Below are 13447 nucleotides of genomic sequence, written 5' to 3' on the forward strand. Positions count from 1 at the left end.
GCAGTCTACGGGGCGCTCGGTCAAAACCACCGAATGTGACGATGTTGTGATGCCTGTTTTTTGTTGTGAGTCAACAACGCAAACCCTAGTTTTATCGGCCCTGTTGTCGAAAAGTGGCATTCATCTGGTGCAATACGGCAACTTCCGATGAAGGGAGTGGGTCCGGCGAGCGCTAAGTGGTGTTTGCAGATCGGCCCTTTTTGAACACTTAGGAGTATCGAATGAAGAAATCTATTGTTGCTTTGGCCGTACTCGGCTCGTTCGCTGGCGTCGCAGCTGCTCAATCGTCGGTGACCTTGTTCGGCGTGGTTGACGCTGCTATGCGTTACACCGATGCCAACGGCAAGAGCGTGTACAGCCTGGCTTCCGGTGGCAACACCACCAGCCGTTTCGGCGTGCGTGGCGTTGAAGACCTCGGCGGCGATCTGAAGGCTGGCTTCTGGCTGGAAGGTGCTGTTAACACTGACACCGGTGCAGCTGATTCCGCTTTCTGGGCTCGCCGAGCTACCGTCAGCCTGATCTCGGCCAGCATGGGCGAAGTGCGCCTGGGTCGTTTCAAGACCATCACCAAGATCACCGTTGAAGAATTCGATCCTGTCAGCGCCACTGGCCTGGGTTCGGTCTACAACCTGTACAGTACGCTGGGCGCGACTGGCCTGAACACAAGCCGCACCGACAACCAAGTGTCGTACTCCGCTCCAGCTAATCTGGGTGGCTTCTACGGCACGCTGGAAGCTTCGGCCGGCGAAGGCACGAATGAGTTGAACAAGAGCGTTGGCGGCCGCGTGGGCTACAAGGCTGGCGCGTTTAATGTGGCAGCTGCCTACACTGAATTCGGCACGAACAAGAAGTTCAAGTTCATGAGCTTGGGCGGTTCGTACGACTTCGGCATGGCCAAGGTCAGCGGCCTGTACTCGACCAACGAGTTTGGTGAGCACAGCCAAGACCTGTACACCATCGCCGTGACTGCACCTATCGGTGCCGGCTCGGTCTGGGCTTCGTACACCGACGCCAGCTACAGCAAGAGCAATGCCAAGACTGTTGCCGTTTCGGGTGACTCTTCGCAACTGGCTGCTGGCTACGTGCATAACCTGTCCAAGCGCACTGCGCTGTACACGACCGTGTCCTATATCGACAACAAGGCCGGCGCAAACTTCGGCGTCAACGGTGCTGGCGCTAGCGCCAACCCTGCAGTTGTCAAGGACGGCCGTTCCGGCGGCTTCGACGTCGGCGTGCGTCACAGCTTCTAAGCAATACGGCTGATGGGCCCTCGGGCCTGTTGACCAAAAAGCCGCCTTCGGGCGGCTTTTTTGTGCCTGATGGGCGAGCGAGTCGCCTGGGTGACAGGGTTAGCGCCTGTGGGTGTCGTGCAACACAGCGCCCTATGAGTCGATCGAATACTTCAAAATCAAGTCATTCGAATTTGATAACAGGAGACATCCATGAAGAAGACCTATCTCGCCCTCAGCTTGTTGGCTGTCAGCACTTCTGCCGCTTGGGCGCAGTCCAGCAGCGTGACGCTGTACGGCATCGTTGACGCCGGTGTGACTTACACCTCGGGTGTGCGTGGCGGCAATGTCACGCAGGTGGTCAGCGGCATCATGGACGGCTCCCGCCTGGGCGTGCGTGGCACCGAAGATCTGGGTGGCGGTTTCAGCGCCGGCTTCACCTTGGAAAATCGGCTTGAAGCCGACACTGGCGGAACCAGTAACCGACCAGTCAGCGGTGGGCAACTGCCCGACCGCTTGAGTCAGGCCAAGTTGCTGGGCTTGCCGGCGGCATTGCAGCCCATCGTGAACGGCGTCGCTGCGAATCTGGGCAATAGCTTTGGCGTCAACGTCGCCAATAACTTCTGGGATCGGCAGGCCTTTGTTCGACTGGTGACGCCCGTCGGTGCGGTATCCGCTGGCCGCCAGTACACGCCCGCGTATTTGATGCAGGCCGAGTTTGACATCATGCAAACCCAGTCCAGCTTGGCGGCGGGTCAAGTGGCAAGCTTCCCGCCTGCGATCGACATCCGTCAGAGCAACTCGGTGCAATACGGCATTCAAACGGGCGGATTCACCGCAGCTGCCATGGTTGCTGCCGGAGAAGGGTCTGCTGCGCAGGGCCATTTCATGGGCCTGCTGAGCTACTACCGCTCGGATGCTTTCACCGTGGGTTTTGGCTATCAAGAGCGTGAAAACGAAAACGGCCAGAAGTCGCTTAAGAATCTCGTCGTCGGTGGATCCGCAGCATTGGGCCCGGGCAAGCTGAGCGCGATGTACATCACCGCCAAGGATGACAATCCTTCCGGCTTGGGTGGCATCCGCGCGTCTTTGCTGGCAAGTCCATCCACAGCGCCTTATGCCGGTTTGGTGTCGAATGCCTATATCAATGCGCTGAAGCAAGACTCGGTGCTGATGCACATTGGTTACAAGATGACGATGGGCGCGAATACCTTCTACACGGCGTATTCGAAGCTTGACGACAAGACGAAATCGAATGCCGATACCCAGTCTTACGGGGTTGCTTACACCTACTCCTTCTCCAAGCGCACCGATGTCAATATGGTGCTGACTCACTTCGATAATACCGGTCTGGGCCAGATGGCTCCTGGTGGCGCTGGCTTCTTGGGCGGCGTGACCACCAGTGCCGGTACGGATTCCAATAGCTTTGGCGTTGGCTTGCGTCACCGCTTCTGATCGTTTCTATCGCTGTATTTCGGGCGCGCTCCAGATGAGCGGTCTGTCTTGAAAAAGGGTCGCTCTGCGACCCTTTTCTTTTTCTAGGCAGCTTTTTGGGGTGATCCCGGCCTTCGTATACTGTGCACATGCCTGAGCAAAGCCCTCCGCCACCCTTATCGCTGAGGTCTTTTGGCCTATTGCTTGCCGCAGTCGGAACACTTCTGGCTTGTGCCTCGCCTGCGCCTCCGCACACCAAGCCAACCGAGGCCTACGCCTCAGTCGAATCCATGCCGGAGGCTCTGGTGGATTGGTCGGCTAAAGAGTTGCCGGGCAAGCGCGTCACGCAGTATTCCTTGGCCAAGCGGGGTGGACAGGATTGTGTGCTGGCACAGGCCGCCGAATCCGTCAGCCTGTGGCGCCGTGCGCTGAAGATCGAGCCTGAGCAGCTCGAGGCGGTGCAATTCGATTGGTGGATACATACACTGGACGCGCGCTCATCGGTCCAAGAGGCCGACACCGATGACGCGCCGGCGCGGCTGCTTTTGGGCTTTGCTGGCGATGAAGGCAGCTTGTCCTTGCGTAACCGCATGCAGTTCGAGTTGGTGCAGACCCTGACCGGTGAGGCGCCTCCGTTTGCGACGCTGATGTATGTATGGGATGCCCATGCCGCGCCGGAGACGGTGCTGATCAGCACGCGCAGCGACCGCGTTCGAAAGATTGTCGTCGGCTCCGGCGAGGGCGGGCGAGGGACTTGGCAACGTCTGCGGCGCAATGTGCGTGCCGACTATATGAAGGCTTTTGGCGAGGAGCCCGGTCGACTCACCTCAATGGCTATGATGACCGACGGCGACAACACACGCAGTCGCGCCGAAGCCTGTTACGGCAATATTCTGTTGCTGGATGCCCATCAGCAGGCGCTCAAGGGGAGCTTGCAATTTTGATCTTACGCAGGCTCGTTAGACTGCTCTAAGGGCTTACCCGTTTGTGGCGAGGCACGCTCTTCGCCATCATGTGTCAGCTTTTCCTTAGCGTCGGTTTTGAAGCCGGCGCTCGCTTGGCTCTACTCCTATAGTCTTCTTGGCCGCCCGCGATTGCGTCGCTCGTCGGGCAGCCACCGGTCCATGCACAACCCATGCTAGTTTTCATTCTCAGACGCCTTGCCCAAGCCATCATTGTGATGTTGACGGTGGCTTTTATCGCCTTCATGTTGTTTCAGTATGTGGGCGACCCGGTGACTAATTTACTGGGCCAAGACGCGACCGAGGAACAGCGCGTGGCCCTGCGCCATGACCTCGGACTCGACGCGCCGTTCCCGGTCCAGTTCGCCCGCTTCATCGGCAATGCGCTGCAGGGCGAGTTCGGGCTCAGCCTGAGGCAGGGTCGCAAGGTGTCGAGCCTGATCGTCGAGCGTTTCCCTGCAACCTTGGAGTTATCGATGGTGGCCGGTTTGATTGCGCTTGGCGTAGGCATTCCGCTGGGCGTTTATGCGGCCCTGCGGCGCGGCCGGGCCAGCTCGCAGTTGCTGATGATGTTCTCGCTCTTGGGCGTTTCGCTGCCGACCTTTTTGATCGGTATCTTGCTGATCCTGGTCTTCGCGGTCTGGCTGAAATGGTTGCCCAGCTTCGGGCGCGGTGACGTGACCGCGTTCGGCACTTGGACCACCGGCCTGCTAACCGCCGATGGCCTGCGCCACGTCTTGCTGCCGGCGATCACGCTGTCGGTGTTTCAGCTGACCTTGATCATGCGTTTGGTCCGTGCGGAGATGTTGGAGGTACTGCGCACCGACTACATCAAGTTCGCGCGGGCACGCGGCTTGAGCAATCGCAGTGTCTACTTCGGCCATGCGCTGAAGAACACCTTGGTGCCGGTGATCACCATCACCGGCCTGCAGCTCGGCTCTTTGATTGCTTTCGCCATCATCACCGAGACCGTGTTCCAGTGGCCGGGCATGGGGCTGCTCTTCATTCAGGCGGTGCAGTTCGCCGACATCCCGGTGATGGCCGCCTATCTGTGCCTGATCTCCTTCATTTTCGTGACCATCAACCTGCTGGTCGACCTGCTCTATTTCGCGGTCGACCCGCGCTTGCGTGTTGAAGGCAAGGCGCATTGATGATGTCACCCGTCAAACCCCGTCTTCTTGCCGAGTTCCTTTACGCATGAGTTCTCTTTCTTCGACTGCTGCGCCGGGCGCGCTGAGCCGTTTTTTTGCAGGCGACGTCTGGCATTCTTTCCGCTCGTCGCCGGTGGCGATGATGGCGGCGGTGATTGCCTTTGTTTGCATTTTCTGTGCGCTGTTTGCGGAATTCATTGCCCCGCACAACCCCTTTGATCTGGCTTCGCTGGAATTGATGGATGCGCGCCTGCCACCCGCTTGGATGGAGGGTGGTAGCAGCAAATACCTGCTCGGCACTGATGATCAGGGGCGAGATTTGCTGTCGGCGCTGATGTATGGCGCGCGTATCTCTCTCTTCGTCGGCTTTGCTTCGGTGCTGTTGTCGATGACGATAGGCGTTGGCTTGGGTCTGCTGTCGGGCTTTGTGGGCGGCAAGGTCGATGCCTTCATCATGCGCATCTGCGATGTGATGCTGTCCTTCCCGTCCATCCTGATCGCCTTGCTGATCGACGGCGTCGGTCGCGCGATGTTCCCGAACGCGCATGACAGCTTGGCTTTCCTGGTCTTGATTTTGGCGATCTCGTTAACCGGTTGGGTGCAGTACGCGCGCACGGTGCGCGGCACGACCATGGTGGAGCGCAACAAGGAGTATGTGCAGGCGGCCCGCGTGATCGGCGTGGCGCCTGGGCGCATCATGCGCCGCCATGTTTTGCCCAATGTCCTTGGGCCGGTGCTGGTGTTGGCGACCATTCAAGTGGCGGCCGCCATCATCACCGAGGCCACGCTGTCGTTTCTCGGAGTCGGCGTGCCGCCGACCAGCCCCTCGCTGGGGACCTTGATCCGCGTCGGCAATGACTTCTTGTTCTCGGGCGAATGGTGGATCACGATCTGGCCCGGTGCCATGCTGGTGCTGATCGCGCTGAGCGTGAACTTGCTGGGCGACTGGCTGCGCGATGCGCTCAACCCTCGCCTGCGTTGATAGTTAACTCTTTCCCTCATGACCCAAGCTCTTCTTGAAGTCCGCCATCTGCGGGTCGAATTCCCCACCCGCCACGGCACTTTGCTGGCGCTGGATGACATCAGTTTCGATATTGCGCCAGGCGAGATCCTGGGCGTGGTGGGCGAGTCCGGTGCCGGCAAGTCACTGACCGGCGCGGCCATCATCGGCCTGCTCGACCCACCGGGGCGTATCGCCTCGGGCGAGATCTTGCTTGAAGGCCGGCGCATCGATAACTTGCCCTACGACGAGATGCGCAAGATCCGTGGCCGCCAGATCGGTGCCATTTTTCAGGACCCGCTGACCTCGCTGAATCCGCTCTACACGGTCGGGCGTCAGCTGATCGAAACCATCACCACGCACTTGAACTTGAGTGAAGCGCAGGCGCGCAAACGTGCCATCGAGCTGCTGGAGCAAACCGGTATACCTGCGGCGGAAGCGCGCATCGACCAGTACCCGCATCAGTTCTCGGGCGGCATGCGTCAGCGGGTGGTGATCGCGCTGGCGCTGGCCGGCAGCCCGAAGTTGATCGTCGCGGATGAGCCGACCACCGCCCTGGACGTATCCATCCAGGCGCAGATCATTGCCCTGCTCAAACGCGTCTGCAAGGAGCAAGGCGCGGCGGTGATGCTGGTCACGCACGATATGGGTGTGATCGCCGAGACCTGCGACCGCGTGGCCGTGCTCTATGCCGGCCGGGTCGCCGAAATCGGGCCGGTGCACAGTGTCATCCATAAGCCTGCCCACCCCTATACCGCCGGCCTGATGGGTGCCATTCCTGTGATGGACGAGGACCGCGAGCGCTTGTTGCAGATTGACGGCGCGATGCCGCGCCTGAACGCGATTCCAAAGGGCTGCGCCTACAACCCGCGTTGTCCGCAGGTGTTCGATCGCTGCCGGGTCGAACGGCCGGAGCTGACTATCGTTGGTGACACCGGTGCCGCTTGCTGGCTGCACAGCGCAACTCAAGGAGTAGCCGTATGAGCGCGCCCTTGGTTGAGGTGAAGGATCTGGCGAAGATTTTCGATGTTTCGCCGCCCTGGTTGAACCGCGTGATCGAGCGCAAGCCCCGGCAGTTTGTGCATGCGGTAGACGGCATCAGCTTCAGCATCGAGCGTGGCAAAACGCTCGCCTTGGTAGGCGAGTCGGGCTGCGGCAAGAGCACGGTGGCGCGGCTGCTGGTGGGCCTGTATGAGCCGACCCGAGGCACGGTGATGTTTGACGGCATTGATACCGCGAAGACGCTGGCCTCAAGCGGCGCCCTGGCCCTGCGCCGGCGCATGCAGATGATTTTCCAGGACCCCTACGCGTCTTTGAATCCGCGCTGGAAGGTGCAAGACATCGTGGCCGAACCGCTGCGTGAGCATGGCTTGGTGGCAGGCTTGGAGGCGCAGCGAGCGCGGGTCGGCGAGCTGCTGACTTCGGTCGGATTGTCGCCACTGGACCGCGAGAAGTTCCCGCATCAATTCTCCGGTGGTCAGCGGCAGCGCATTTCGATTGCGCGTGCGCTGGCGACGCAGCCCGAGTTCTTGGTCTGCGATGAGCCGACTTCGGCGCTGGATGTGTCGGTGCAGGCGCAGGTGCTCAACATCATGAAGGACTTGCAGCGCAGCAATGGGCTGACTTATCTCTTCATCTCGCACAATCTGGCGGTGGTGCGGCATGTGGCGGATCAGGTCGGCGTGATGTATCTCGGCCGCTTGGTCGAGTTGGCCGACAAGGCCGAGCTATTCGCTCGGCCGCGACATCCCTACACGCGCATGTTGCTGGATGCGATTCCCGACATCCATATGACCGGCCGGGCGCGCACGCCGGTACAGGGCGAAGTGCCCAATCCGCTCAATCCGCCGAGTGGCTGCAGTTTTCACCCGCGCTGCCCGCTGGCGACCGAGCGCTGCAAGGTAGAGCGCCCGCTGATGCGTCAGTTCAAGGGCGTGGCGGTCGCCTGCCACGAGGCTAGCGCTTAAGCCTTCTTCAAGGCTTTGCCGGGCTGGACGCGGCCGCTGCCGAGGCCGCTGGCTCGGGCAGGCGCAGCGGGCCCTTTTGACCGCAGCCCTGTAGCAAGGCCGAACATGCCAGCAGAGTCAGCAGCAGGGCGGCCGGCCTGCGTCGTTTTGACCCTGTACGCGTAACGGCCAAGTTTGGCGGGAATACACTGACCAGCATCTTGTACGTTTTCATCATTGCGGAAGTTTATCGCCCATGTCTGCTCCTATCCCATCAACGCCTCCGGCCACACCACTGACTGACGTCGAGTACCTTGCCAAAACGCGGGCGATGCTGGATCACATCGAGGCCAAGATTGATGAATGGCTGGACAGTGATGTGATCGATATCGATAGTCATCGCAGCGGTGGTTTGCTGGAGTTGAGTCTGCCGGGCGGCAGCAAGATCATTCTCAACACCCAGGCCCCCTTGCAGGAACTGTGGATGGCCGCGCGCGCGGGCGGCTTCCACTTTCGCTATGTGGACGGGCTGTGGCTGGACACCAAAACCGGTGCCGAGTTTCTCAGCATGCTTGCCGCCCAGGCCAGCGCCCAAGGCGGTAAGCCGCTGAACTTCAGCGTTTGAACATATCGAGAATGCTTTTCTTCTCGTCTTCGCCGGCTGCCTTGGGCAGGTGAGCCTCGTCGTCACTGAGTGCAGGTACGCCATCTTTGCCGCTGAATTCGTCGAAGTACCACTCGCCGTTGACGTTCAACACACCTTCGGGCGCCGAGGGTTCTGAAACCGCCACGCCGCGCAGCGCAAAGCCCATGTATTCGATCCAGATCGGCAGCGACAAGCCTCCGCCGGTCTCGCGGTCACCTAGCTTGCGTGGCTGGTCGTAGCCAATCCAGACCACCGCCACCACTTCTTTTTGGTAGCCGGCAAACCAGGCGTCCATCGAGTCATTGGTGGTGCCGGTTTTGCCATAGATGTCAGGGCGCTTGAGCTGCGCCTGCGCCTTGGCGGCGGTGCCGCTGCGCGTCACTTCTTGCAGCAAGCTGGTCATCAAGAAGGCGTTTCTTGCTTCAATGGCCCGCGACTCTTCGCCCAGTTGGGTGGGCGGCGCCTCGAACAGCACGCGGCCCTTGTTGTCCGTCAACTTGGCGATCAGTTGCGGTGCCACCCGGTAGCCGCCGTTGGCGAACACCGCATAGCCCTGCGCCATCTGCATCGGTGTGACCGAGCCCGCACCCAGCGCCATCGTCAAATAGGCCGGGTGCTTCTCGGCCTCAAAACCAAAACGTGTCAGCCATTGCTGGGCAAAGCCGACGCCGATCGAATTGAGGATGCGGATCGAGACCATGTTCTTGGACTTGGCCAGGGCCCGGCGCAAGGGCATGGCGCCCTCGAAGGTGCCGTCATAGTTCTTCGGCTCCCAAGGCTGGCTGCCGGTGGTGGACGCGCTGAAGAACAGCGGCGCGTCGTTGACCACGGTGCTTGGCGTGAAGCCTTTCTCCAACGCTGCGGAATAGATGAAGGGCTTGAAGCTGGAGCCGGGTTGGCGCCAGGCCTGCGTCACATGGTTGAATTTGTTCTTGGCGTAGTCGAAACCGCCGACCATCGCGCGGATGCGACCGTCGCGCGGGTCCATGGCAACAAAGGCGCCTTCAACCTCGGGCAATTGCGTGATCGTCCATTCATCCTTGCCGCCTTTGGTGGACTTGATGACGCGAATCACGGCACCGCGGCGAATGCGGGTCTTGGGGTTGCCCTTGTCGCTTAAGCCCGAGGTCGCGGGTTTGAGGCCTTCACCGCTCAGCGTCAGGGTTTCGCCACTTTGCAGCGCTGCAACGACCTTGCGGGGGTCGGCTTCAAGCACCACAGCGGCCAACAACTCGTCATTGGCCGGATGGTCCGCCAAGGCTTCGGCGACACGCACGTCGAGGGCCTTGGGGTCCTTGGGCAGATCAATATAGGCTTCGGGTCCACGGTAGACCTGGCGGCGCTCGAAATCCATGATGCCGCGGCGCAGCGCCCGGTAAGCAGCCGTCTGTTCGTCCGAGCGCAGAGTCAAGTAGACGTTCAAGCCGCGCGTGTAAGCCTCGTCACCGTACTGGTTGAACATCAACATGCGCGCTGCTTCGGCGACATATTCAGCATGCTGCGGCGATTCACTGATCGGCTTGAAGACCAGTTTTTCGGCCTTGGCAGCGTCGCGTTGCTCTTCGGTGATGAAGCCGTTCTCCAGCATCCGCTCGATGATGTATTGCTGGCGGATGGTGGCGCGTTTGAGGTTGTTGATTGGGTTGTAGGCGGACGGCGCCTTGGGGAGCCCGGCCAACATCGCGGCTTCCGCGACCGAGATGTCGCGCAGCGGCTTGCCGAAATAGACCTCGCTGGCTGCAGCGAAACCGTAGGCCCGGTGCCCCAGAAAAATCTGGTTCATATAGATCTCGAGAATCTCATCCTTGCTGAGCGCGTTCTCGATTTTCAGCGACAGCAAAATCTCGTAGATCTTGCGGGTCAAGGTCTTCTCGGTCGAGAGATAGAAATTGCGCGCTACCTGCATCGTGATCGTCGATGCGCCCTGGCTGCGCGACTCGCCAAAATTTGCCATTCCGGCGCGAATGACGCCTAGATAGTCGACGCCGCCATGCTGATAAAAGCGCGCGTCCTCAATCGCCAGCACGGCATCCTGCATGCGCTTGGGAATCTCTTTGATGGTCAGGAAGTTGCGGCGTTCCTCGCCGAACTCCCCCAGCAAAACGCCGTCGCGGGACAAGATGCGCATGGGCAGCTTGGGCCGATAGTCGGTCAAGCCGCTGATGTCGGGCAGGTTCGGGTAAGCCATCGCCAGCGCCAGGGCGATCAGCAGCAGCCCCGAAAACACGGCGGCCAGCGTCAAACCAATCAGCCAAGAAACCGTGCGGCCAAGGACGGACAGGGCGGTGCGCCGGTGTACGGGTGGAGTCTCGGACGTGGGAGTTCGAGGGGCAGTCTTTTTGGCTTCGCTCATGGGCCTCCGCATTGGGTCGGCGGATTATAGAAAGCTCGCCCGGCAGTTCCCTGCAGCTCGGTGAAATGTCGGTGCGAAAGGGTCGATTTGCTGTTGTTTTGCTCAAGCTCTCGTTTCCCCCGCTTTTTCGGCCCTTCAGGCCGGCCGGAAGGCGTGTATGTTTCGCAACGTGGCGTTACTTGCTGTGACCTTGTTTCCGTAGGGCTCCAAGGTCTTTGCTGCTAGCATTCAAATAACTTATTAATAGTCCGGCGATAAACGTTGGGGGATTCACGTCGTGGGAATACTTGACGTCTTGAAAGGCCGTAAACATCCGGCCATGATTGGCCTCGATATCAGTTCGTCCAGTGTCAAATTGGTCGAGTTGGGGCGCAACGCCAGCGGCGAAATGGTGCTGGAACGTTTTGCGACCGAGCCGTTCGAGAAAGGCTGGATTACCGACGGCCAGATCGAGAAATTCGATGAAGTGGCCGACGCGGTGCGCCGCGTCGTGGCCCGCAGCGGCAGCAAAACCCGCGATGCGGTGTTGGCGATGCCGCAGTCCGCCGTCATTACCAAGAAGATCATGTTGCCGGCCGGTTTACGTGATGAGGAACTGGAGATTCAGGTTGAGGCCGAAGCCAACCAGTACATCCCTTTCTCACTCGATGAGGTCAGTCTGGACTTTTGTGTGATCGGCCCCAGTCCTACCTCTGTGGGTGATGTTGAGGTCTTGATCGCTGCTTCACGCAAAGATCGGGTGCAAGACCGCCAAGGTCTGGCCGAGGCTGCGGGCCTGCGGCCGGTGATTCTGGATATCGAATCGCACGCTTCGCGCATGGCGATGGGCCGCTTGATTGCCAATCTGCCGAATGAAGGTAAAGATGCTTTGGTGGCTTTGTTTGAGATCGGCGCCGATACGACCAGCCTTAAGGTCTTGCGCGACGACGAAATGTTGTACGACCGTGACCAGGCTTTCGGCGGCTCGCAGCTGACGCAGCTGATTTCGCGTCAATATGGGTTTTCTTTCGAAGAAGCCGAGCAAAAGAAACTCAACAACGATTTGCCCGAGGACTTCAGCACGGCGGTTTTGAATCCCTTTGTTGATAGCCTCTCGCAAGAAATTGGCCGTGCCTTGCAGTATTTCTTCACCAGCACGCCTCACCATAAAGTGCATTACGTGATGCTGGCCGGCGGCACGGCGACGCTGTCGGGCTTGAAGGAGCGCGTCACCGAGTTGACGGGTTTCGCCTGCATGGTGGTCAATCCTTTTGAGAATATGGCGCTGGGTGCGCTGATTCGTGAACCTAAATTGCGCCGTGAAGCACCGGCCTATTTGACGGCTTGCGGCTTGGCCATGCGGAGGTTCTTCCAGTGATTCTGATCAACCTGCTTCCTTACCGGGAAGAAAAGCGCAAACGTCGCAAGACCGCGTTCTTTGTCGGGCTTGGTGTCGCAGCCGCAGTCGGCGCCGCCATCGTCGCTGCTGCCTATATGCTGGTGCAGCATATGACCTCGGAGCAGCAGCGCCGCAATCAGTTCTTGACGGTGGAGATCGGCCGGCTTGACGATCAGATCAAAGATATTGCCAATTTACGCTCTGAAATCGAATCGCTGAAGTCGCGTCAACGGGCGGTTGAGGATTTGCAAACCGATCGCAATACGCCAGTGCAATTGTTGAACGAGTTGGCTCGCCACACGCCCGAGGGCGTCTATTTGACCTCGATTCGGCAGGCCGACAAGGTCGTCACCATCACCGGCATCGCGCAAACCAATGAGCGCGTGTCGGAGTTCTTGCGCAATACCTCGCGCAATTCAGAATGGCTGGATAAGCCCGAACTGGTCGAAATCAAGGTGGCGAATTTGAGTACCAACAGCCGCGATCAGAAACGTTTGTACGATTTCTCGATGCGGGTTTCGATCAAGGAGCCGAACCGCGAAGCAGGTGGCAAGCCCGGTGCGCCAGGTTCGTCGGCTTCGGGTGCGGCAGGTATGTCGGCTGCTGCGAGCCCGCTCGCGCCCAACCAGTCCTGAGGCAAGCATGGCGACCAAGGCGTTTTCAGTGAAGTTCGAGCCCGGAGTCTGGTTCGAGGGCGTGGCCGATCAGTTTCGTGGCCTGAATACCAGCGAGCCGGGGCAATGGCCTTGGGCGCCGAAGCTGGCCGCGTTTGCGGCGGTGGCCGTGCTGGTGATGGTGCTGGGCTGGGTGTTTATGTTGGCGGATGTGCAGTCGGCGCTGGACGCCGAGCGTGAGCGCGAACCCGTCCTGCAGCAAGATTACAAAGGCAAGCTGGCCCAGGCGGTCAATTTGCCTGAATTGCGCAAGCAAAAAAGCCAGGTTGAGGAATATGTGACTCAGCTGGAAAAACAATTGCCCGGCAAGGCCGAGATGGATGCGCTGCTTTCCGATATCAACCAGGCAGGCATTGGTCGCGGCTTGCAGTTCGAGTTGTTCCGCCCAGGCCAAGTGGTGGTGAAAGACTATTACGCCGAGTTGCCCATTGCGCTGCGGGTGTCCGGGCGCTACCACGACATCGGCGCTTTTGCTGCCGACGTTTCCAATTTGTCACGGATTGTGACCTTGCACAATTTGAACGTTTTGGCCCCCACCGGCAAGGATGCAGCCAGCGGCAACCTGAGCATGGAGGCGACCGCCAGAACCTACCGCTACCTTGATGCGCTTGAGGTGGCCGATCAGAAAAAGACTGCGGCCAAGGCTGCAGCGGGAGCCAAAAAGTGAAGGCGCG

General features: G+C 59.8%; 13 protein-coding genes. 11 read left to right on the forward strand and 2 right to left on the reverse strand.

The features are described 5' to 3' along the window. Positions 1-221: 221 nt before the first annotated feature. From PRZ03_RS08230 to PRZ03_RS08260, 7 genes are all read left to right on the forward strand, one after another. Positions 222-1250 carry a porin gene (locus PRZ03_RS08230; RefSeq protein WP_273599832.1) on the forward strand — a complete coding sequence of 343 codons (1029 nt, stop codon included), beginning with the start codon at positions 222-224 and terminating at the stop codon, positions 1248-1250. Between the two features lie 192 nt (positions 1251-1442). Continuing rightward, positions 1443-2684, forward strand: a complete 1242-nt coding sequence (locus tag PRZ03_RS08235; RefSeq protein WP_273599834.1) for a porin — start codon at positions 1443-1445, stop codon at positions 2682-2684. Between the two features lie 269 nt (positions 2685-2953). Then, the gene (locus tag PRZ03_RS08240; RefSeq protein WP_273599835.1) at positions 2954-3607 is read left to right on the forward strand and encodes a DUF3047 domain-containing protein; all 654 of its coding nucleotides are present in this window, start codon (positions 2954-2956) and stop codon (positions 3605-3607) included. Between the two features lie 191 nt (positions 3608-3798). Beyond that, entirely contained in the window at positions 3799-4776 is a 978-nt protein-coding gene (locus PRZ03_RS08245) for an ABC transporter permease (protein WP_263533727.1), read from the forward strand. Between the two features lie 46 nt (positions 4777-4822). After that, entirely contained in the window at positions 4823-5758 is a 936-nt protein-coding gene (locus PRZ03_RS08250; protein WP_263533728.1) for an ABC transporter permease, read from the forward strand. 18 nt (positions 5759-5776) lie between these two features. Further along, complete coding sequence (locus PRZ03_RS08255; protein ID WP_263533729.1) at positions 5777-6760, forward strand: ABC transporter ATP-binding protein; 984 nt, start codon at positions 5777-5779, stop codon at positions 6758-6760. Further along, complete coding sequence (locus tag PRZ03_RS08260) at positions 6757-7743, forward strand: ABC transporter ATP-binding protein (RefSeq protein WP_273599836.1); 987 nt, start codon at positions 6757-6759, stop codon at positions 7741-7743. The genes PRZ03_RS08255 and PRZ03_RS08260 overlap by 4 nt, the downstream gene beginning before the upstream one ends. A gap of 7 nt (positions 7744-7750) precedes the next feature. On the opposite strand, the gene lptM is transcribed toward PRZ03_RS08260, so the two are convergent. Next, entirely contained in the window at positions 7751-7960 is a 210-nt protein-coding gene (gene lptM, locus PRZ03_RS24055; protein WP_409993940.1) for an LPS translocon maturation chaperone LptM, read from the reverse strand. A gap of 57 nt (positions 7961-8017) precedes the next feature. Here lptM and cyaY point away from each other — a divergent pair, with 57 nt between their 5' ends. Beyond that, a complete protein-coding gene (gene cyaY / locus PRZ03_RS08265) occupies positions 8018-8347 on the forward strand; it encodes an iron donor protein CyaY (RefSeq protein ID WP_273600073.1) in 330 nt (109 codons plus the stop codon). Here the strand turns inward: cyaY and PRZ03_RS08270 are convergent. Continuing rightward, complete coding sequence (locus tag PRZ03_RS08270) at positions 8337-10721, reverse strand: penicillin-binding protein 1A (RefSeq protein WP_273599837.1); 2385 nt, start codon at positions 10719-10721, stop codon at positions 8337-8339. The genes cyaY and PRZ03_RS08270 overlap by 11 nt on opposite strands. Positions 10722-11040: 319 nt before the next feature. Here PRZ03_RS08270 and PRZ03_RS08275 point away from each other — a divergent pair, with 319 nt between their 5' ends. Genes PRZ03_RS08275 through PRZ03_RS08285 form a run of 3 tightly spaced genes read left to right on the forward strand, consistent with a single transcriptional unit; the run spans position 11041 to position 13440 of the window. Beyond that, complete coding sequence (locus tag PRZ03_RS08275) at positions 11041-12078, forward strand: pilus assembly protein PilM (RefSeq protein WP_263534073.1); 1038 nt, start codon at positions 11041-11043, stop codon at positions 12076-12078. Next, positions 12075-12734 carry a PilN domain-containing protein gene (locus tag PRZ03_RS08280; protein ID WP_273599838.1) on the forward strand — a complete coding sequence of 220 codons (660 nt, stop codon included), beginning with the start codon at positions 12075-12077 and terminating at the stop codon, positions 12732-12734. Before PRZ03_RS08275 ends, PRZ03_RS08280 begins: the two co-directional genes overlap by 4 nt. A 7-nt stretch (positions 12735-12741) precedes the next feature. Then, entirely contained in the window at positions 12742-13440 is a 699-nt protein-coding gene (locus PRZ03_RS08285) for a type IV pilus inner membrane component PilO (protein ID WP_263533733.1), read from the forward strand. The last annotated feature ends 7 nt before the right edge of the window (positions 13441-13447 follow it).

This window comes from Roseateles albus (assembly GCF_028595345.1).
Taxonomy (GTDB): Bacteria; Pseudomonadota; Gammaproteobacteria; order Burkholderiales; family Burkholderiaceae_C; genus Paucibacter_A; species Paucibacter_A albus.